This is a genomic window from Bacillus sp. AFS031507, assembly GCF_002584635.1.
Lineage (GTDB): Bacteria > Bacillota > Bacilli > Bacillales > Cytobacillaceae > Neobacillus.
In genome coordinates this window covers 247,268-266,683 of record NZ_NUOW01000002.1, presented here as the reverse complement: position 1 = coordinate 266,683, position 19,416 = coordinate 247,268, and the positions used below count along the sequence as shown (strand labels likewise).

Annotated in this window: 20 protein-coding genes; 16 read left to right on the top strand and 4 right to left on the bottom strand. The window is 39.7% G+C overall.

All coding sequences use genetic code 11. The features are described 5' to 3' along the window. Positions 1 to 5: 5 nt before the first annotated feature. The 4 genes from lhgO to COE25_RS03225 all read left to right on the top strand — a co-directional run bounded on the left by lhgO (position 6) and on the right by COE25_RS03225 (position 3,815). A complete protein-coding gene (gene lhgO / locus COE25_RS03240) occupies positions 6 to 1,226 on the top strand; it encodes an L-2-hydroxyglutarate oxidase (protein WP_098930916.1) in 1,221 nt (406 codons plus the stop codon). A 343-nt stretch (positions 1,227 to 1,569) separates the two neighbouring features. Next, on the top strand, positions 1,570 to 2,142 hold the full coding sequence (locus COE25_RS03235) for an IMEF encapsulin system ferritin-like cargo protein (RefSeq protein WP_088089543.1): 573 nt from the start codon (positions 1,570 to 1,572) through the stop codon (positions 2,140 to 2,142). A gap of 434 nt (positions 2,143 to 2,576) precedes the next feature. Next, a complete protein-coding gene (locus COE25_RS03230) occupies positions 2,577 to 3,425 on the top strand; it encodes a family 1 encapsulin nanocompartment shell protein (protein WP_088090563.1) in 849 nt (282 codons plus the stop codon). Between the two features lie 3 nt (positions 3,426 to 3,428). Continuing rightward, positions 3,429 to 3,815 carry a 2Fe-2S iron-sulfur cluster-binding protein gene (locus tag COE25_RS03225; RefSeq protein WP_098930914.1) on the top strand — a complete coding sequence of 129 codons (387 nt, stop codon included), beginning with the start codon at positions 3,429 to 3,431 and terminating at the stop codon, positions 3,813 to 3,815. 41 nt (positions 3,816 to 3,856) lie between these two features. Here the strand turns inward: COE25_RS03225 and COE25_RS03220 are convergent, their stop codons facing one another. Beyond that, positions 3,857 to 4,324 carry a hypothetical protein gene (locus COE25_RS03220; RefSeq protein WP_098930912.1) on the bottom strand — a complete coding sequence of 156 codons (468 nt, stop codon included), beginning with the start codon at positions 4,322 to 4,324 and terminating at the stop codon, positions 3,857 to 3,859. A gap of 533 nt (positions 4,325 to 4,857) precedes the next feature. On the opposite strand from COE25_RS03220, the gene COE25_RS03215 reads away from it, so the two are divergent. The 3 genes from COE25_RS03215 (at position 4,858) to COE25_RS03205 (ending at position 7,272) form a co-directional block, all read left to right on the top strand. Continuing rightward, entirely contained in the window at positions 4,858 to 5,877 is a 1,020-nt protein-coding gene (locus COE25_RS03215; RefSeq protein WP_088089540.1) for a polysaccharide deacetylase family protein, read from the top strand. A 96-nt stretch (positions 5,878 to 5,973) separates the two neighbouring features. After that, positions 5,974 to 6,975, top strand: coding sequence for an AI-2E family transporter (locus COE25_RS03210; protein WP_088089539.1), 1,002 nt, complete (start codon positions 5,974 to 5,976; stop codon positions 6,973 to 6,975). 63 nt (positions 6,976 to 7,038) lie between these two features. Next, a complete protein-coding gene (locus COE25_RS03205; protein WP_088089538.1) occupies positions 7,039 to 7,272 on the top strand; it encodes a group-specific protein in 234 nt (77 codons plus the stop codon). Positions 7,273 to 7,308: 36 nt separating this feature from the next. Here the strand turns inward: COE25_RS03205 and COE25_RS03200 are convergent, their stop codons facing one another. Beyond that, positions 7,309 to 8,016 carry a DNA alkylation repair protein gene (locus COE25_RS03200; protein WP_098930910.1) on the bottom strand — a complete coding sequence of 236 codons (708 nt, stop codon included), beginning with the start codon at positions 8,014 to 8,016 and terminating at the stop codon, positions 7,309 to 7,311. Positions 8,017 to 8,174: 158 nt separating this feature from the next. On the opposite strand from COE25_RS03200, the gene COE25_RS03195 reads away from it, so the two are divergent. Beyond that, the gene (locus COE25_RS03195; RefSeq protein ID WP_098930908.1) at positions 8,175 to 9,149 is read left to right on the top strand and encodes a cation diffusion facilitator family transporter; all 975 of its coding nucleotides are present in this window, start codon (positions 8,175 to 8,177) and stop codon (positions 9,147 to 9,149) included. Positions 9,150 to 9,341: 192 nt separating this feature from the next. Here the strand turns inward: COE25_RS03195 and COE25_RS03185 are convergent, their stop codons facing one another. Continuing rightward, complete coding sequence (locus COE25_RS03185) at positions 9,342 to 9,854, bottom strand: acyl-CoA thioesterase (protein WP_098930906.1); 513 nt, start codon at positions 9,852 to 9,854, stop codon at positions 9,342 to 9,344. 126 nt (positions 9,855 to 9,980) lie between these two features. On the opposite strand from COE25_RS03185, the gene nadE reads away from it, so the two are divergent. From nadE to COE25_RS03155, 6 genes are all read left to right on the top strand, one after another. Further along, positions 9,981 to 10,802, top strand: coding sequence for an ammonia-dependent NAD(+) synthetase (nadE, locus tag COE25_RS03180; RefSeq protein WP_098930904.1), 822 nt, complete (start codon positions 9,981 to 9,983; stop codon positions 10,800 to 10,802). Between the two features lie 160 nt (positions 10,803 to 10,962). After that, entirely contained in the window at positions 10,963 to 11,793 is an 831-nt protein-coding gene (locus COE25_RS03175) for an amino acid ABC transporter substrate-binding protein (protein WP_306298972.1), read from the top strand. Beyond that, on the top strand, positions 11,780 to 12,478 hold the full coding sequence (locus COE25_RS03170; protein WP_088089533.1) for an amino acid ABC transporter permease: 699 nt from the start codon (positions 11,780 to 11,782) through the stop codon (positions 12,476 to 12,478). The genes COE25_RS03175 and COE25_RS03170 overlap by 14 nt, the downstream gene beginning before the upstream one ends. A 15-nt stretch (positions 12,479 to 12,493) precedes the next feature. After that, the gene (locus COE25_RS03165) at positions 12,494 to 13,228 is read left to right on the top strand and encodes an amino acid ABC transporter ATP-binding protein (protein WP_088089532.1); all 735 of its coding nucleotides are present in this window, start codon (positions 12,494 to 12,496) and stop codon (positions 13,226 to 13,228) included. A gap of 267 nt (positions 13,229 to 13,495) precedes the next feature. Continuing rightward, on the top strand, positions 13,496 to 14,038 hold the full coding sequence (locus tag COE25_RS03160) for an NfeD family protein (RefSeq protein ID WP_098930902.1): 543 nt from the start codon (positions 13,496 to 13,498) through the stop codon (positions 14,036 to 14,038). A gap of 14 nt (positions 14,039 to 14,052) precedes the next feature. Continuing rightward, positions 14,053 to 15,570 carry a flotillin lipid rafts scaffold protein FloT gene (locus COE25_RS03155; protein WP_088089530.1) on the top strand — a complete coding sequence of 506 codons (1,518 nt, stop codon included), beginning with the start codon at positions 14,053 to 14,055 and terminating at the stop codon, positions 15,568 to 15,570. Positions 15,571 to 15,605: 35 nt separating this feature from the next. Here the strand turns inward: COE25_RS03155 and COE25_RS03150 are convergent, their stop codons facing one another. Continuing rightward, positions 15,606 to 16,967, bottom strand: coding sequence for a HAMP domain-containing sensor histidine kinase (locus COE25_RS03150; RefSeq protein WP_088089529.1), 1,362 nt, complete (start codon positions 16,965 to 16,967; stop codon positions 15,606 to 15,608). Between the two features lie 348 nt (positions 16,968 to 17,315). Here COE25_RS03150 and COE25_RS03145 point away from each other — a divergent pair, with 348 nt between their 5' ends. After that, entirely contained in the window at positions 17,316 to 18,026 is a 711-nt protein-coding gene (locus COE25_RS03145) for a response regulator transcription factor (RefSeq protein WP_098930900.1), read from the top strand. Beyond that, complete coding sequence (locus tag COE25_RS03140; protein WP_098930898.1) at positions 18,004 to 19,377, top strand: HAMP domain-containing sensor histidine kinase; 1,374 nt, start codon at positions 18,004 to 18,006, stop codon at positions 19,375 to 19,377. The genes COE25_RS03145 and COE25_RS03140 overlap by 23 nt, the downstream gene beginning before the upstream one ends. Positions 19,378 to 19,416 lie beyond the last annotated feature (39 nt).

Genomic DNA, 19,416 nt, shown 5'->3' with positions numbered 1-19,416 from the left:
TGAATATGTATGATTTTGCAATTGTTGGTGGGGGGATAGTCGGTTTATCTACAGGAATGGCACTTTACGAGCGATACCCGAATGCGAAAATTGTTGTGATTGAAAAAGAAAAAGCAGTAGCTGAGCACCAAACAGGCCATAACAGCGGTGTCATTCACTCAGGTATTTACTATAAACCTGGAAGCTTTAAAGCAAGATTCGCTAGGCAAGGAAGTCAGTCGATGACAGAATTTTGTCAGATTCATGGGATTGAGCATGATATTTGTGGGAAAGTTATTGTCGCCACGAAGCAGGAAGAATTGCCGCTTCTTGATAATTTATATAATCGTGGACTTCAAAACGAACTGACTATTGAAAAGATTGGTGCGGATGAATTAAAAGAAATAGAACCACATGTACGCGGACTTGGAGCGATTAGGGTTCCGCAAGCCGGCATTGTGAATTATCGACAGGTTAGCGAAAAGTTTGCAGAGATTATCCAAGCACATGACGGTGAAATTCAGGTTAATACTAAGGTTGAAAAAATGCAAGAAGATGTTGACGCTGTGCAGATTGAAACAAACCGTGGCACATTGAAAGCTCGTATTGTGATTAATTGTGCAGGGCTTCATAGTGATCGTGTTGCGACAGCGTCAGGGTATAAAACAGATATGAAAATTGTCCCTTTTCGCGGAGAATACTATAAATTAAAGCCGGAAAAACGTTATCTAGTAAAAAATCTAATTTATCCAGTACCTAATCCAAACTTCCCGTTCCTCGGTGTTCATTTTACACGGATGATTGGAGGCGAAGTCGATGCGGGTCCTAATGCAGTGCTTGGGTTTAAACGGGAAGGGTATAAGAAAACTGATTTTAGTCCGCGTGATTTAGCTGAAACCCTTTCATATGGAGGATTCTGGAGGCTAGCAAGAAAATTTATGAAAGAAGGACTTGAGGAATATATTAGATCCTTTAGTAAATCCCAGTTTACCAAGAGTCTTCAGGAATTGATTCCAGAGGTTAAGGAAGAGGATTTAATTCCGGCTCCTTCGGGCGTACGGGCACAGGCACTAAAAAGTAATGGTACCATGGTTGATGATTTCCATATTATTATAGGCAAAAGAACTGTGCACGTATGCAATGCCCCCTCACCGGCTGCAACCGCTTCAATTGAAATTGGTAAAGAAGTTGTCAGAAGAATACCTAATCAAACGCATTTAATAGAAAATGTTACAAAAATAATATAAAAAACGATTGAAAGAAATCATGTTCAATTCAAGGATGATGTTTATTGCAAACCAAGCTCCTTGGCGCTATAACAGGATTCAAAAATATATTTACCCTTAGAATCGTAGCAGAAATGATTTTAATAGAATAGTTATTTTATAGCGAGGAAACGCAATTCTTTCTTACATTTAAAATGATAAGAATGGATAGCGTTTTTTTTGATTCATAGTGTTATAAATTAAAACTTGTTCTTTAAGGGTATATCAGGGGAGAATATGGTGTATTTAATTTTATCGTTAAATTGTTTGAAAACTCCATTCAACGTCAATAATGACAGTAGTTGAGGAACTAGGGGTGCTTAATATGAAAGAGGAATTAAAGATTTTTTATCAAATTTTTACGACAACCAAAGATGCGATTGAAAAATTTATGAATATGTTGGATCCGGTCATTCAGAACGCTACCGATGACCATGAACGACTATATTATCATCATATTTTTGAAGAAGAGGAGCAGCGGCTTTCCCGATTAGTAGAGCTGATTCCGCTGATCAGTAAATTTGAAAAGGAAAAAGACGAGAAAGATTTTGCGCCGACCAATAATGAATTTAATCGGCTCTTGCAAGAGTTGAACCTCGAAAAATTCGGGTTACATAATTTTGTAGAACATCTCGATTTAGCCCTGTTTCGCTTTACCGATGAGGAACGCAGCACGATGCTGAACCAATTACGGGAAGTCTCCTACAGGGATTATCAGCAAGTAAAGGCGATGTTACTGGAGATTAATAAACGTTTCGATAATGACTACATAGACCCGCATGCCCATCATGATCACGATCATGACCACTTAGACCGGTCTGGTACAACATCGGCTGCTGCCCCAGTCGTGTCTTCAGCTAAATATAAAAAGGGGTTTACTGTTGGGAGCTTAATTTAGGCAGTACTTACATAAGTAAATAGACTCAAACTCATACGATTTATGATGTTTGGCGGAATAAGTTTAGAACTTGGCGGAATCTCGAACAATTTTGGCGGAATTCCTTCCAGGTTTGGCGGAATCCCAGCTCAAATCGGCGGAATAAACTCCNNAACTCCGAAATCGGCGGAATCCCGCTAGGTTCCAAGTGTCAAAGCTGCGAATGGCGGAATCCTTCCAAAGTTAGGCGGAATCCTCGCTCTAATCAGCGGAAAAAACTCCGAAATCGGCGGAATCCAGATAGGTTCCAAGTACCAAGTCTACGAATAGCGGAATCCTTTTAAAGTTTGGCGGAATCCCCGCTCAAATCGGCGGAATAAATCCCAGACTCGACGGAATCCACACCTACAGAATCAACCTAAAAATAAATACCTAAAAGAAGAGAGGATCGAAACATGAACAAATCGCAATTATTTCCGGATTCACCGATAACAGACCAAGAATTCGCCCAATTAGACAAAACGGTCATCGAAACAGCACGCAGACAGTTGATAGGCCGTCGTTTTATCGAACTATATGGCCCCCTCGGACGAGGTATGCAAAGCATCTCAAATGACATCTTTATCGAAAACCAAGAAGCGAAAATGGACTTCCAAGGATCTTTTGATACCACATTCGAAACAAGTAAAAGGGTAAACCATACGATTCCTTTACTCTACAAGGATTTCATCCTATATTGGCGCGATATAGAACAAACCAAGGTACTCGATATTCCAATTGATTTTTCTCCAGCTGCAAATGCGGCCAGAGACGTCGCTAATCTGGAAGACCAGATGATTTTTCACGGAGCAAAAGAATTTGATATCCCTGGAATAATGAATGTCCAAGGACGGCTGACGCACTTGATTGGGGAATGGTATGAATCAGGAACCGCATTTCAGGATATTGTCGATGCAAGGAATAAACTGCTCGAAATGAACCATCATGGACCGTTTGCACTTGTCCTAGCACCAGAGCTTTATTCACTCATACATCGTGTCCATAAAGATACCAATGTCTTAGAAATTGAACATATTCGTGAGCTTGTGACAGATGGCGTGTTCCAATCACCAGTTTTAAAAGGGAAAACAGGAGTGATCCTTAATACAGGGCGAAATAACTTGGATCTTGCCGTATCAGAGGATTTTGATACAGCCTACATGGGCCAGGAAGGGATGAATCACCCTTTCCGTGTATATGAAACCGTAGTATTAAGAATCAAGCGTCCTGGGGCAATTTGCACACTCGAGTCAATAGGAGATTAACGTGTGAACATACGAGTTTTTACGGTTGGCTCACTCATTCCGGGTTCATTGGCGCCTGATCTGAATCCACCTGCAAGTCCCCTTTTTGAAAAAGAAGAACCTAAACAGCCATCCGATACGATTAGGAAAGAACCTCACTCTGAAAAAATAATCGTGCTCCAAGGCGAGAATAAATTCGAAATAACACCTGATAAAGGGAAGTTGCTAGATGTCGCTCTAAACCAAGAGAAGCCCATCAAATACAAATGCCGTAAAGGAACCTGCGGACAATGTACCGTACAGGTCCTGCAAGGTCCAGGACTATCGAAGCCAAATGAACAAGAGCATATCAAGCTAGGGAACGAATTAAACAATGGCTATCGATTGGCTTGCCAAGCGGACATCCTATAAATAGCAAAACGCGGTCCAGCACAAGGCGGACCGCGTTTTTATTAAGCAAATAATTGAACTAATTTATCTTCCACAGGGAATGGAAGCGAAACATTATGGTTTTTCAATTCTTTTACACTGATATCACGCACAAGTTTCAAGGCTTCTTTTTTAAATGAGCTTGTTACAAAACCAGCATTCACTTCACATAACTTTTGTAAATATTTCAATGTATCGTGCAGCAGATATTGCTTAATATAAGTATTATTGAGCTGGCAAATTAATTTGTGCTGCAAGCCTTTAATAACAGCAATTTGATCGACATGTACGATGACATTTGCACCATCTTGGTCAATAAAACCAACAGAAACATAATGACCTTTTGAGATATCAACATTAGTAAACACAGGGTTTAAATAGGTTTCACCTGATGATAACCGAATCGAATCAGCCTCAGCCGCACCGCCGATTTTACGTTGATTTGAAATAACCGTGTGAATATCCTTCAACCCATAAAGCATGTTAAACATGTTGTATCCCCCTCCAATATAATCTCTATAAGGTAATATTATAGATAATGAGAATCATTGTCAATGGGTGTCAGGCACCAAATTGTGGAGGTTGTTTGAACAAAAAAATGAGTGAACGTTCTTCTAAATGATGACAGATTGCCCTTCCAAAGAAATGCAAAACCTCTTGTAACAACATCACCATTCCTTAAATAAAGACCCAATTCTCCTTGAAGAATTGGGCTTTTTGTCTTTTCCGAACTTAAGTACTTATTGCCTTGACCTAATATAAGGTAATTTCCCGTCATAAATGCAGTGGCGAGTGAGAGAGCAGTAAGTGAAAATCAACATATACCGCTTAAGACTACCCATCTTCATTCCTGAGGTTAGCAAAAATAAAATAGTAACAGTTAAAATGCATGTATTTAGCTTGTTTTATGCCGATATGCACCTTTTATTAATATTGTAATATTTTCATAGTTTGGTAACACTTTGGTTAAAATTTCGTCTATAATGGAGAAAGAAAATAATAAACATCAAAGAGGGATTGATCGATGGGGAATCTTAAAAGCGGTTGGTCGAAGGGGACATTAATTGCTGTCATTGCCGTTGTTTTTTTGTTTACAGGGATATTTGTTAGTAATTATTTTCAAGCAAAAGCTGCAGGCGATGAATCTAAAAATCATCAAAAAAATAAAGATACTAATCTACCTGTGAAAAAAAATGTGTCAGCGGAGATGATTGTTCGGAACACAAACGATTTAAAATTGGAAAAAGAATTAATAAGAAAGCAACAAGACAAAGCCGTGATATGGAGTAATCAGCAAGAACGAGAGACTAGTAAGGTGCCAAACAATCATACTACAAATAAAGCTGTGGCACACCCCACCACAAAAGATAAAACTACTTCTCAACCACCGACAAAGGAATCCATTGCAGCTCCGTCTAAACCAAAAAATACACAACCAAGAAATAGTGGTAAGAAAATTGTCTATTTAACATTTGATGATGGTCCAGCAGCTTTTTCCGATAAGATTATTGCGCTTCTTGAAAAGTATCAATTTAAAGCAACATTCTTTATGATTGATGGGAATATAAAGAGATATCCTGAAGCGGTTAAATTAATGACCAAGACAGGTGAAACGGTTGGACTACATAGTGTATCTCACAGTCAAAAGAAATTTTATAAATCTAAAGAATCGGTGCTTAGTGAATTAACCCAAAACCGTAACACCTTAAAGGAAGTGTCAGGTGTCGATTCTTTTATTATGAGAACGCCCTATGGCAGCGTACCAAACATGACAGACGAGTATAAAAAGGCCGTCAAGGAAAATGGGTATTTAATGTGGGACTGGAATATTGATAGTAAGGATTGGTACTATAAGGATAAACGCTATGTCAACAGCGTTATCGACCAAATAAACCAGAAGAAAGACCATAATGGACCGCTAGTTATCCTTTTACATGAGCGAAAGGAAACTCTTGCTTATTTACCATTACTTCTAGACTATTTAAAGAAACAAGGCTTTGAAGGTAAACCAATTGAAAATACTACTACTCCAATCCAATTTTGAGATAAGACAAATATCTGCAGATTTGGTAAACTAACCGTATATTAAAAATTCTTTCATGTGATTTATAGTGAATATAATGGGGATCGATAATGGCCTATGATGAATAAACTATTGCAGAGCACCGGTTTCAAGAGAATATCAATTTTTGTCTTAATTGCCATTGCTATTTATGCAATGAAGTCAATGATTAATCTAATCTTACTTACGTTCATACTTACTTTTTTAATGGATCGGTTAGTCCAATTCATTGAAAGGAAAATTCCGCTTAACCGAAAGTTAATTGTTGTGATATCTTATGCGAGTATTGTCGGTTTGCTTTCTTATGGATTGGTCATGTATCTTCCAATGATTGCAGGCGAAATTACCGCATTAATCAAGCAATTAACCGCCTTTTATACAACTAAGCATGATAATATTGTACTGAATTATATAATGAGTCGAATGGAAGAAATAAAAATCTCAAGCTATTTAGAGCAAGGCTTTACCTTTGTATTTAAATATTTTACTGATATTAGTAAAATTGGTTTGCAAATTTTATTGGCTCTGTTAATGAGTTTGTTCTTCCTGTTGGAAAAGCCGCGTTTGATTGCCTTTACAAAGAAATTTAGAACCAGTAAAGTTTCACCCATTTATAGTGAAATTGAATTTTTTGGACGAAAATTTGTTGGAACGTTTGGTAAAGTGATTGAAGCCCAACTAATCATTGCTGTTGTGAACTGTATTTTGACAACCATCTCCTTATGGATCCTGGATTTCCCACAGCTTGGCGGGTTATCCATCTTGATTTTTATTTTGGGTCTTATTCCTGTTGCAGGTGTGATTATTTCATTAATTCCGCTTGCAATTATTGCCTATAGTATTGGCGGTTTGATCAAAGTCCTTTATGTCGGCATTGCCATTATGATTATTCATGGTATTGAGGCGTATATTCTCAATCCAAATTTAATGAGTTCAAAAACAAACCTTCCAGTTTTCTATACATTCATTGTCTTGATATTCTCCGAGCACTTTTTTGGTGTTTGGGGATTGATTGTCGGAATTCCCGTCTTTGTGTTCCTTTTGGATGTACTAGAAGTGACTGAGAATAAGAAGGCATAAAAAAAGCCCATTTTTGGGCTTTTTTGTTTATACTAAGTGTATTAACTGTTAGGAGGAGACTTTATGAGCGAATGCAAGCTAGACCATACCCATGAAGATGTAAAAAGTAAATACGTATCTCTTGCTGCTTTTTTGCCTGAAGATATGAAGCCATTATTTAATCAATTCTTTGAAAAAGAGCATACACAGGACCTTTTAAACGAGGTATTCCATTTGCTAAAAAAATACGATTTAGCTCCAGAAGATGAACAAGCTCACAGGAACAACCGCTTATATATGGTCCTTAAGAACGTATAATTAATAAGGGTGCCCCAATAATTGGGGTCCCTTATATTAACAAATACATGTTTTTCTTTTGACGCCAATTTTATCGCGGAGTTCGATTTTTTTTATATAATCAGTTGCTAATGGCACTTTACAAGCTGTTTGGCCGACATTCACATGAACCTTGCCGATTTTTTCAGCTACCTTGATTGCCTCTTCATGTAGAGCAGTAAAATAGGCACCGGTACTTATGACAAATCCATTCATTACATAGCGGACCCGGTTTTTTTCTTCATGAATAGTTGTTTCCACCTGATGGAGTAGGTTGCGAATTTCCTCGATGTCGAGCTTTTCGTCAGGAGTGATCGACAAATAATTGGCATACGTATTCCATCCGCAGACGGCAACCATTTCTTTTTCGGATTTTATCCATTCTCTTGCCAACTCAAGGGCAAAGTTACTTTCCGCCGCCACTCCGGCCACCGTATATTCTGCAAGCATATACCAATTTGCTTGATTAACCCACTCTTGAAGTGTCTCTTTTTCCATCAATTTTGGATTCACAGAAAGTCCCGCTAAATACATGGCATCATGATTGCCGGTGTTATATAACGCTAGCGCTAATTCTTGATCCTTTTTCACATACTTCACTAGCTTTTTTAAATCGCCGACCTTTACCCCAAAGAAAGTTCCCTGTACGCCGTGATTGATAAAGGTTTTCTTTGTTTGTTCCGACCCCAGTTCAGCAAGTTTCCACATGATTTCATCTAATGTCATTCTCTATCCTCCAAATATACTCATCATTTCTCTTATTTTATCATCTTTTTGGAAGATTTTCCTTTTGTTGTCATTGTTAATCAAAGTTATTTATAATGAAATGAGTTGTTTTTGAAAATATTAAGAAAAGCAAAGTTTAACAAAGAAAAGAGGATATGATGGGCGAACTACTGCATTTATTAAAACGTGGTAATAAATCTGCCATGCTGGCGGCAATAATTAATACGATCATTTCAATTATAAAAGGTGTTGCTTTTATGTTTACAGGCAATGTGGCGATGTTCGCTGAAACGATGCACAGCCTCGGTGATGCTGCGAACCAGTTCTTTGTGTTTATCGGCTCCGCCTTAAGTAAGAAGGCACCGACTGAAAAATATCCAAATGGGTTCGGGCGCTTAGTGAATCTTGTTCTTTTGGGTGCTGTGTTAATTGTCGGAATTATGGCATTTGAAACCATAAAAGAAGGCTACCACCATGTTGTACATCCTACAGAGTCGGGCGGTTTTATCATTAATTTAGTAGTTTTAGCCGTTGCGACGCTTCTTGAAACGTTTGTTTTATTTAAAGCAATGAAAGAGATTTTACATGAAATTGAGATTGAAGCAAGTGGGTTTCAAATTTTTACTAAAAGCTTTGCCAATATGGGTAGAGCTAAACCTGCGACAAAGCTTGTTTTCATGGAAGACCTTGTTGCAACCTTGGGCGGCTTGTTAGCGATTATTGCAGTCGTCATTTCTCACTTCACTGCATTCCATCAAATAGAGGGTTTGGCCTCGATGCTTATTGGTGGGATGATGCTCTTTGTTGTTGGAAGAGTCTTTTTGGATAATGCGGCAGGAGTCCTTGGTCAAGCAGATGAAGAGATGGAGAATAAAATCGGCACTCTTGTTATGGAGGACCCTGATGTCAAAGATGTTCAAGGGATAACTGTTATTAAAGAGGGAGAGGACCTGCATGTGGAGTTAGAAATCGAGGTCGATCCAAAATTAACGGTGGCCGCGGCTGATAATATTAAAGACCGTTTACACGAAAAGATTATGGCAGAAAAAGGTGTCGTCGATGTCACCATTGAGATTGATGAAGAAGATGGCGTAATGAGTTGGAAGGCGCGCAGTGAATCAGTTGTAGATTAGTATATTTTAGATATTTTGGTGTATTCCTCTAAAGGGTTCGATCGAATGGTCGATCGTGGCTGGGCCCCGCTGCCTCCTAATGCACCAAGTCGAAGGGATCTACAGAAATTAAAAGGTTCGCGAATTTCGCGAACCTTTTCTGTTCTATTCTTTCTTTTGTTTAGCTCCAGCCCCTAGGCGCTTCCGCTTTTCTTATTCCCAAGGTTTATGTATGGTCAGGACGCTTGCCAGTTCTTTGCTGCTTTTTCTGTGTTCTTTTCTTTTTTCAGCTCTTTCTTTTCCTGTTTCAAATAGTTTTTTCTCTTCTTCGGTTTCAGGGATGATTCCTGGAACCTTTGTCGGTTTTCCATTGTCATCCAATGCAACAAATGTTAAAAAAGCAGTCGCGGCAATTTTTCTATTCCCGGACATCAGGTTCTCCGCAATAACTTTGACGAAAATCTCCATGGAAGAAGATCCTGTTGACGAGACAAACGTTTCGATACAAACTGAATCCTTCGGTGTAATTGGACTAAGGAAGTCGACCGAATCAATTGAAGCAGTGACACATTCCGCTCTGGAATGCCTTACTGCCGAAATAGAGGCAATCATATCAATATCACTGATTAACTTTCCGCCGAACAAGGTATTATGGTTATTTACATCATTAGGAAAAATCCGACTCGTTCTCACTACTCGAGATTCATTACACGTTTTTGCTTCCATCCAATCCCTCCAAGAACTTTTTTTATAATATACCCAAATCACTAACTTTCTTGTAGTTTTTAGTGAAATAGAGATATTTGTGGTACATTATTTAATATATCAATTGTGAGTCAGGAGGAACACTAAATGAGTTTGCAAGCACAGATCATGAAGGAGTTAAACATAAGTCCGACCATTCAACCGCAAGAAGAAATTCGGAAACGGATTGATTTTTTGAAAAATTACATAATCAAAACAATGGCAAAGGGCTATGTTTTAGGGATTAGCGGCGGTCAAGACTCTACTCTTGCAGGCCGCCTCGCTCAACTGGCAGTTGAGGAGCTGCGCAACGAAGGACTGGATGCCTTGTTTATCGCTGTTCGTCTCCCTTACGGTGTCCAGCAAGATGAGGAAGATGCTAAGCGTTCATTAGCCTTTATCCGTGCAGATCGTGAGACAGTCTTTAATATCAAAACAGCCGTTGATGATGTACAAAAGGAATATGATACAAGTTATCAAGGGGCACCTTTAAGTGATTATCAAAAAGGAAATGTAAAAGCTAGGATGAGGATGATTGCTCAATATGCAATCGGGGGCATGGAGGGACTGCTTGTTATTGGAACGGACCATGCAGCAGAAGCGGTCACGGGTTTCTATACGAAGTATGGCGATGGAGGGGCTGACATCCTTCCGCTCAGCGGCTTAACCAAGCGGCAGGGGAAAGCCTTGTTAAAAGAGCTCGGTGCGGATGAACGTTTATATTTAAAAATACCTACCGCAGACTTACTGGACCAAAAGCCTGGACAGGCCGACGAAACAGAGTTAGGGATTACATATGATGAACTCGATGATTATCTGGAAGGAAAACCAGTTTCAAAAGAAGTCGCAGAGAAAATTGAACAGCGTTATCTTATGACAGAACATAAACGCCAACTACCAACCACCATGTTTGACGAGTGGTGGAAATAAAAATAGCTACCTATCATAAGAAACATATCTGATAGGTTTTTATTTTATAAAAAAGGGTAAAATAATTTTAATTTCGTTCACATCTTTTCCTTTGACAGAAGCGAATCTGTGTAATATGATTAAATCCGATAAAAACAATCTGAATTAGGGGGTTTCACCAGTGAAAAAACTTACTATTATTTTTGCACTCTTATTAAGCTTTATGTTTGTACTAGCAGCATGCGGCAAGGATAATGCCGATAAAGATAATAAAAAAACTGATAACAAAACTGCTGAAAAAGCAGATAATGATTTATTGAAAAAGGTAAAAGATGAAGGAACACTTTTAATTGGAACAGAAGGTACATATCCTCCATTCACTTTCCATGATACTAGTGGCAATCTAACTGGATTTGATGTGGATCTTGCGACTGAGGTGGCTAAACGTATCGGGGTTAAACCAGAATTTAAAGAAACCCAGTGGGATGCGATGTTTGCTGGATTAGATGCGAAGCGTTTTGATATAATTGCTAACGAAGTTGGGATTCGTCCAGACCGTCAGGAAAAGTATGATTTCTCAGACCCATATATTACTTCAGCAGGTGTCCTGATTGCTCATAAAGATAATGATAAGGTTAAAGCATTTGAAGATATTAAAGGATTAAATGCAGCTCAATCGATGACAAGTAACTACGCAGATATGGCAAAGAAATATGGAGCTAAGATTGTTGGAGTGGATGGTTTCCAGCAAGCAGTTGAGCTCCTTGCTCAAAAACGTGTGGATGTGACCATTAACGATAAGCTTTCATTTTTAGACTATAAAAAGCAAAAGCCAGATGCGCCAATCAAGGTTGTTGCAACCGCAAATGATGCTTCTTCAAGCGGCTTTATGTTTAGAAAGAAAAGTGACACACTTGTTGACGAAGTGAATAAAGCGCTAAAAGATATCGTCGACGATGGTACTTACAAAAAAATCTCTGAGAAATGGTTTGGTGAAGATGTACTTAAATAGTATTTTTGCTGACCCAGAAAGAACGGCAAGATTAATCGATATTGCAAAAACTTCCCTCCAGCCACTGCTGGAGGGTGCTATTATGAATACCATTCCATTAACAATCATTTCGTTTATCATTGGGATTATTCTGGCGGTGTTAACGGCTCTTGCCAGAATTTCTCAGGTTAAATTCTTTCAAGGGATTGCCAGATTTTATGTTTCGGCGATTCGCGGAACACCATTGCTTGTTCAGTTATTCATTATTTTTTATGGACTTCCGAATATCGGAGTTACCTTAGATCCGTTTATATCCGCGGTGATTGGTTTTTCTCTAAGTGTTGGGGCCTATGCTTCAGAAATCATTCGAGCAGCGATTATCTCCATTCCTAAGGGCCAGTGGGAAGCCGGTTATTCGATTGGAATGACCTATACCCAGGCGTTAAAAAGAATCATTCTTCCGCAGGCAGCAAGAGTATCCATACCGCCATTATCGAATTCATTTATTAGTCTTGTAAAAGACACTTCTCTTGCGTCAGTTGTTCTTGTAACAGAGATGTTTCGCCGGGCCCAAGAAATTGCTTCAACAACCTATGAATTTCTATTGGTATACGTAGAGGCAGCGCTTCTTTATTGGGTCATTTGCTTTTTCCTTTCGATCTTGCAAGGATACTTGGAAAAGAGAATGGACCGGTACACGTCTTAATGAGGGAGTTTTACGATGATTTCAATTAAAGGATTATATAAGCAATTTGGTCAGTTAGAGGTGTTAAAAGGGATTGACCTCGTCGTTGAAAAAGGAAAAGTGGTCGTTGTCATCGGTCCATCGGGATCCGGTAAGACAACGATGCTCCGCTGTTTGAATGTGTTGGAAACTCCGACAAAAGGTGTCATTTCCATCGAAGGTCAAAGTTTAGATTTTTCTAAAGCTGTACCTAAAAAACAAATTGCCTCGTTTCGGCGCCTAACCGGAATGGTTTTTCAAAGTTATAATCTCTTTCCTCACAAAACAGCTCTTCAGAATGTCATGGAGGGACCAATCATTGTAAAAGGAGAGGGGAAAGAAGCTGCAAGGAAAAAAGCACAAGCATTACTTGAGAAAGTGGGCCTTGGTGATAAAATTGATTACTTTCCCGCCCAGCTCTCCGGTGGTCAGCAGCAGCGTGTCGGCATTGCCCGGGCACTAGCAATGGAACCAGAGGTAATGCTCTTTGATGAGCCGACGTCCGCACTTGATCCTGAACTGGTTGGTGAAGTATTGAAGGTCATGAAGGACCTTGCTAGGGAGGGAATGACGATGATCGTTGTTACCCATGAAATGCGCTTTGCCCGCGAAGCGGCCGATGAAGTCATTTTCATGGACCAAGGTGTGATTGTCGAGAGGAACAAGCCAGAAGAAATTTTCACCAATCCAAAAGAAGAACGAACAAGGAAGTTCTTGAATATGATTCAATAAGGTGTTGTAGCCATGTGCTATGGCACTTTTTTATTTTTAAGTGAAAATGTTCAAAGATTCTTCTTAATAGCACGGCAGGTTTTCGACAAGCATTATCGAAGTATAAAATAAATCCGGTAAATTTTAATAAAAAAGTGAAACTTTTCCATAATTTAACCGTATTTAAGGTAGATACATAGAAAGGATGATGCTTATGGATGAGGAGTGGTGGTTACGTAGCAAAAAATGAAAAAATGCCTTTTATATGAATGATAAGGATTGATGCGCATGGAACCATTTAGCATTCCTTTAGAAACGATTTATTTATATGGGTTAATCATTTCCGGGGTATTAACCTTAATTTATGTCTTGTTTGCCGATGTCTTTCATTTTCATGGGTTTGGAGACGGACTCGATTTTCTTAACCCAGTCTTGATCTTCGCTTTCGTAACCATCCTATCGGCAAGCGGTTATTTATTTGAGCGACTTTCTTCATTACATTATTTACTCATTTTAGGCATCTCGGCTGCTGCATCCTTGATTGTGGTGACGTTATTAAATGTCTTTGTTCTTGTCCCGCTGTCGGGTGCGGAGGAGTCACTAGTCTATAAAGAATCAGATTTGCGTGGCCGGACTGGGACAGTAATTACCACCATCCCTGTTGACGGGTATGGGGAAGTAATGATTGACAGTACAAGCGGCAGAATTGCCAAGCCAGCATCAAGCTTTGATGGGGACACGATCCCAAGCGGTACGAATGTCCTTGTGGTCCAAGTAGAAAATGGTGTCCTGCAAGTAACGGTTCATCATCAATTAGAGAGTTTTTTATAGGGAGGTTTTAGGATATGGAATTTAACATTATCTGGGTTATTATTGGGATTGTTGCACTTATTTTTCTAGCTTTAATTGGCGTTTTTATTACCAAGTACAGAACTGCAGGGCCGGATGAGGCCTTGATTGTGACAGGAAGCTTCCTTGGCAACGGAAATGTCCATGTGGACGAATCCGGAAACAAAATCAAAATTATCCGCGGCGGCGGTACGTTTATTTTACCAGTTTTCCAACAGGCAAAACCACTCAGCTTGCTATCTAGTAAACTAGAAGTAACGACTCCAGAGGTCTATACTGAGCAAGGTGTTCCAGTCATGGCCGATGGGGTAGCGATTATTAAAATCGGCGGTTCGATTAGTGAAATTGCGACTGCTGCCGAGCAGTATCTTGGAAAGCCAAGGGAAGATCGCGAAAGTGAAGCCAGGGAAGTTCTTGAAGGCCATCTTCGCTCGATCCTTGGCTCAATGACCGTAGAAGAAATCTATAAAAATCGCGATAAATTTTCACAAGAGGTTCAAAGAGTTGCCTCACAAGATCTGGCTAAAATGGGCTTAGTGATTGTCTCGTTTACGATTAAGGATGTTCGCGATAAAAATGGATATCTTGATTCCCTTGGGAAACCGCGTATCGCTCAAGTTAAACGAGATGCCGATATTGCCACAGCTGAAGCGGATAAAGAAACCCGTATTAAAAAAGCAGAGGCTTCTAAGGAAGCAAAGCGGAATGAGTTAGAGCGGGCCACAGAAATTGCTGAGGCGGAAAAAATCAATCTTTTGAAAATTGCCGAGTACCGCCGTGAACAAGATGTCGCCAAAGCACGTGCTGACCAAGCCTACGACCTTGAAAGTGCACGTTCGAAACAAGAAGTAATGGAACAAGAAATGCAAATCAAGATTATCGAAAGACAGAAACAAATTGAATTGGAAGAAAAAGAAATTCAACGTCGCGAACGTCAATACGATTCGGAAGTGAAGAAAAAGGCGGACGCCGACCGTTATTCTGTGGAACAATCGGCTGCCGCAAATAAGGCAAAAGAAATGGCAGAAGCAGAAGCAAATAAATATCGAATCGAAGCAATGGCTAAAGCCGAAGCAGAGCGGATTCGATTGGATGGTCTCGCCAAAGCGGAAGCGCAAAAGGCACAGGGTTCGACGGAAGCAGAAATTATTCGCTTAAAAGGTTTAGCAGAAGCCGAAGCCAAGGAAAAAATTGCCGAAGCATTCGAGCAATTCGGCCAAGCGGCAATCCTAGACATGATTATCAAAATGCTCCCAGAATATGCGAAGCAAATCGCTGCCCCCTTATCCAATATTGATAAAATTACGGTTGTCGATACGGGCGGTTCTGGAGCGAATGGCGGTGCCAATAAAATCACCAGTTATGCAACTAATTTAATGGCTAGTCTTCAAGAATCATTAAAAGCATCAAGCGGGATTGATGTTAAGGAATTAATTGAAAACTACTCTGGCAAGTCGAATGTAAGAAAAAGCATTGAGGAATTGACAGATGAAGTGAAGAAAAAAGCAGAATAAGAAAAAAAATCCTTATCGATGGCGATAAGGATTTTTTATAATATGATTTCAAAGGTCGTTCCTAGATTGTGGCTGCTTGAAACTTCAATGGTTCCGCCGTGGGCCTCCACTAATTGTTTGACAATTGAGAGTCCGAGCCCGGTACCGCCGAGAGCACGCGTTCGTGATTTATCGACACGATAAAATCGCTCGAATATTCGCGGTAAATCTTCTTCGGGGATACCCTTCCCTTCATCCTGAACAATCATGTGAATCGCTCCGTCGATTCTTTTAACGACGACGTCTATTTTAGTTTTCGGCTCCGAATATTTCCGTGCATTATCAAGCAGATTGAGGATCACTTGTTCAAAGCGCATCGGGTCAATTTTTGCATAAAGATGATCCGTGCATTCGAGAACGATTTCGATCTGGTACTTCAAGAAAGCCGGTGAAACTTTTTCAATGATTGTTTGAAAATAAGATAATAGATGAACCTCTTCTTTTTCTATTGAAAAAGTATTTTCATCCATTTTTGCGAGATTAAATAATTCCTTCACTAGTTTCGATAGCTTGCCAGTCTCTTCAAAAATAATTCCTAAATATTTATCTCTGTCCTCATTGTTCGTTCCTTGTCGGCGGGCAATGTCTGCATAGCCCTTAATATAAGTCAGTGGAGTACGGAGTTCGTGCGAGATGCTTGCGAGGAACTCATTCCGTTCATTTTTTAGAATTTCTAAATCACTTGCTAACACCTTAATGGATTCCCCGAGCTCTCCGATTTCGTCTTTACCAACGTTTGGCAGGGAGACGGAGAAATCACCCTTGCTGATCCGTTTTGTTACTTCACTCATTTGAATAAGCGGGTGAGTGACAAACCTGGTCAAAAAGATAATGATAATAATCATAAACAAGAGGGAAAGCAGGCCAGCAATCAGGAAATGCTGGTTAAGTCCGGAAATTAAATCTTTGATTTTTTTTGTATTTTGAAACATATAGACATAACCGTTGATTTTATTATCAACAATTACTGGGCTAATGGAAGCGATATAAGCTTCGTTTTTCCAGTCGTCTTCTAAAATCAAACCCTCGTGTGGCACACTTTTTGGCTTAATATTCATGATTTTTTTCATTTCATCTGCAACCTTATTGGACGACATATAAATCGTTCCATCTGGTTTTGTCAGAATCACCTGTGTATCGGTCTGTGCCTCCATTATGGCAATGTGCCGAATGGTTTCATCATGAAATGAAGCCTCGAGGATCTCACGGTGATTATTCCCTCGTGTCTGGAGAGAAGATAACTCTTCATGCACCCGGGAATGAATGATATTATTATGCAAAAAAAACATCGAAATGCCTTCTAGTATAAAGATTGCAATAAAAAATAGAACGCCTATTTTAACTGATATTTTATTCATATGTCCAAGCACCTCACTCCCTAAGCATACTATAGAGTTTGCTGTACTAGCGCCTTATTTTGTAGCAAATTTATTAAAAAAAATGGACGCCCCACCGATTGGGACGTCCGAACTATATAAAAAAGAGAGGTTAAATTTGGGATGAGTAAGATGGGTTTGAACCAACTACTGCATCAATGAGGTGATAACAAACACTTGGGAGTCCTTTTAGTTATTCCCTCATTCCTAACTACACTCACATCTTACCGAGAAAGATTGAAGATGTTATGAAGAACTTGTGGTGAATTTGTGAAGTTACAAACATCACAGACTTGAAATGATATAGTTATTATGTGGGGAGTGGTAAAAATGAAGATATTATTAGTAGATGATGAACGTAGAATCATAGAGGTTCTTGAAGCCTATTTAGTAAGAGAAGGCTATGAAATTCATAGTGCCGATAATGGAATAGATGCCTTGAAAAAAGTAAAAACACTAAACCCTGATTTAATCATATTAGACTTAATGCTGCCCGATATATCTGGTGAAGAAGTTTGCCGGCTGGTCCGAAAAGAATCGGACGTGCCAATCCTGATGCTGACCGCCAAATCGGCTGAAGATGACCGCATCAACGGAATCGTGATGGGGGCGGATGATTATTTAACCAAACCGTTTAGCCCGCGGGAAGTCGTTGTTCGCGTGCAAGCTATTTTAAGGCGTGTGAAAAAGTCGGAGAAAGTAGAACGACTTGAATTCAATGGAAAAAGTCTTGTCATTGACTTAATAAAAAAGGAAGTAACCGTAAACGGAGACTATATTACCCTAACACCGATTGAATATAAGCTGTTAACCAATATGGCGGTGAATCCGGGCCGGGTTTACAGCCGGATGGATTTGCTTGAAAAGATTCAGGATGAAGGTATGTATTATGAGGGCTATGAACGCAGTGTGGATACCCATATCAAAAATCTTCGTAAAAAAATTGAGATGGATTCACGGCAGCCAGATTTTATCGTGACGGTATTCGGGATGGGTTACAAATTTGGAGGCGTATTAGATGCTGCAAACGCTCCGGTCTAAAATTCTCTTTTATTTAATACTCATCTCCATGATCGCCATCATCATTGTGAGCTTTTTTATCCAGTATGGATTTGAAGAGAGTTTCAGCAGCTATTTAGATCACAATCGGGAAAAAAAGATTGATCGGATTATCACGGAAATTGAAAAGGATTATAAAAAAAATGGTCATTTCACCAGTGACCCCGTGTTTGGGCTCTTGCACGAACATGCGATGACCGAGCAGCTTTACTTCCAATTGTATGATCGGCTGGGGCAATTGCAAATGGATTCCTCGAACATCCGTGGCATGTTGAATAGCTTCGGGTTAGCTGAACCTGCTCCAAATGGTGAAGAATGGCATTCCAAAACCTATACACTAAGGGTAGATGATAATATCATTGGGAAACTTGTCGCCATCTATCCGAAAGGTTTAATCGATGATGAGTATACATTTATCCAAACGATTCAATTGTACATTTATGCAGCCGTTTGTTTGACGATCGTGCTGGCGATTATCTTTAGTATGCTTTTTTCAAAAAAACTCACTTCAGGATTACAGAAACTATCGTTTGCGGCAAATGAGCTGCAGAATCATAATCTTGATATTCGGATTCCATTATCGGGCTTGCCTACCGAGGTAAAGGACATTGCGATTTCGTTTAATAATCTTGCGGTGTCGTTGGCAAAGGAAGAAAACTTAAGAAAGCATTTTACGGGTGATTTGGCTCATGAGCTTCGCACACCGCTTGCCACATTGAGAAGTCAAATTGAAGCATTTCAGGATGGCATTTGGGAGCCGACTCCACAACGGTTGCAGACAACCCATGAAGAGCTAATGCGGTTGGTTAGGCTAGTCAATGAACTAGAAAAGCTTCTTGCTGCTGAAAATCCGCAGATTCGACTGGAAAAAATGGAATTGGATGCAGGAAGTGTGCTGGCAGCGTTATTTGAGATGTTTCTGCCGTTGTTTACAGAGAAGGGTGTCCATCTCCATATTGAAGAACCTATTCAGGACGAAATGTTTGAAGCAGACAGGGATCGCTTGATGCAAATCCTATCAAACATTCTCAATAATGCCCTAAAGTATACGCCAGAAGGAAAAAACGTCACCATTTCTGTCCAAACGGATATGTCTGGCTATGTCGGCTTCAAGATTCAAGATGAGGGATCAGGAATGGCTGAGGAAGATATTCCGCATATATTCGAACGCTTCTATCGCGGGGACAAATCACGAGACCGCAAAACCGGAGGAGTTGGAATTGGACTCTCGATTGTAAAAGCCTTGATGGATGCGCATAGAGGCGTCATAAAAGTAAAAAGCAAGTTAAATAAGGGAACAAGCGTTACTTTGTGGTTCCCGCAGGAAGACTAACCCTAAATAATAAAACAGAAGGCCTCTGTAATACGCAGC

Excerpts from the sequence above, each read along its gene's own strand:
- lhgO (WP_098930916.1), top strand. The coding sequence starts at position 6 with ATGTATGATTTTGCAATTGTTGGTGGGGGGATAGTCGGTTTATCTACA.
- COE25_RS03235 (WP_088089543.1), top strand. The coding sequence starts at position 1,570 with ATGAAAGAGGAATTAAAGATTTTTTATCAAATTTTTACGACAACCAAA.
- COE25_RS03230 (WP_088090563.1), top strand. The coding sequence starts at position 2,577 with ATGAACAAATCGCAATTATTTCCGGATTCACCGATAACAGACCAAGAA.
- COE25_RS03220 (WP_098930912.1), bottom strand. The coding sequence starts at position 4,324 with ATGTTTAACATGCTTTATGGGTTGAAGGATATTCACACGGTTATTTCA.
- COE25_RS03215 (WP_088089540.1), top strand. The coding sequence starts at position 4,858 with ATGGGGAATCTTAAAAGCGGTTGGTCGAAGGGGACATTAATTGCTGTC.
- COE25_RS03210 (WP_088089539.1), top strand. The coding sequence starts at position 5,974 with ATGATGAATAAACTATTGCAGAGCACCGGTTTCAAGAGAATATCAATT.
- COE25_RS03205 (WP_088089538.1), top strand. The coding sequence starts at position 7,039 with ATGAGCGAATGCAAGCTAGACCATACCCATGAAGATGTAAAAAGTAAA.
- COE25_RS03200 (WP_098930910.1), bottom strand. The coding sequence starts at position 8,016 with ATGACATTAGATGAAATCATGTGGAAACTTGCTGAACTGGGGTCGGAA.
- COE25_RS03195 (WP_098930908.1), top strand. The coding sequence starts at position 8,175 with ATGGGCGAACTACTGCATTTATTAAAACGTGGTAATAAATCTGCCATG.
- COE25_RS03185 (WP_098930906.1), bottom strand. The coding sequence starts at position 9,854 with ATGGAAGCAAAAACGTGTAATGAATCTCGAGTAGTGAGAACGAGTCGG.
- nadE (WP_098930904.1), top strand. The coding sequence starts at position 9,981 with ATGAGTTTGCAAGCACAGATCATGAAGGAGTTAAACATAAGTCCGACC.
- COE25_RS03170 (WP_088089533.1), top strand. The coding sequence starts at position 11,780 with ATGTACTTAAATAGTATTTTTGCTGACCCAGAAAGAACGGCAAGATTA.
- COE25_RS03165 (WP_088089532.1), top strand. The coding sequence starts at position 12,494 with ATGATTTCAATTAAAGGATTATATAAGCAATTTGGTCAGTTAGAGGTG.
- COE25_RS03160 (WP_098930902.1), top strand. The coding sequence starts at position 13,496 with ATGGAACCATTTAGCATTCCTTTAGAAACGATTTATTTATATGGGTTA.
- COE25_RS03155 (WP_088089530.1), top strand. The coding sequence starts at position 14,053 with ATGGAATTTAACATTATCTGGGTTATTATTGGGATTGTTGCACTTATT.
- COE25_RS03150 (WP_088089529.1), bottom strand. The coding sequence starts at position 16,967 with ATGAATAAAATATCAGTTAAAATAGGCGTTCTATTTTTTATTGCAATC.
- COE25_RS03145 (WP_098930900.1), top strand. The coding sequence starts at position 17,316 with ATGAAGATATTATTAGTAGATGATGAACGTAGAATCATAGAGGTTCTT.
- COE25_RS03140 (WP_098930898.1), top strand. The coding sequence starts at position 18,004 with ATGCTGCAAACGCTCCGGTCTAAAATTCTCTTTTATTTAATACTCATC.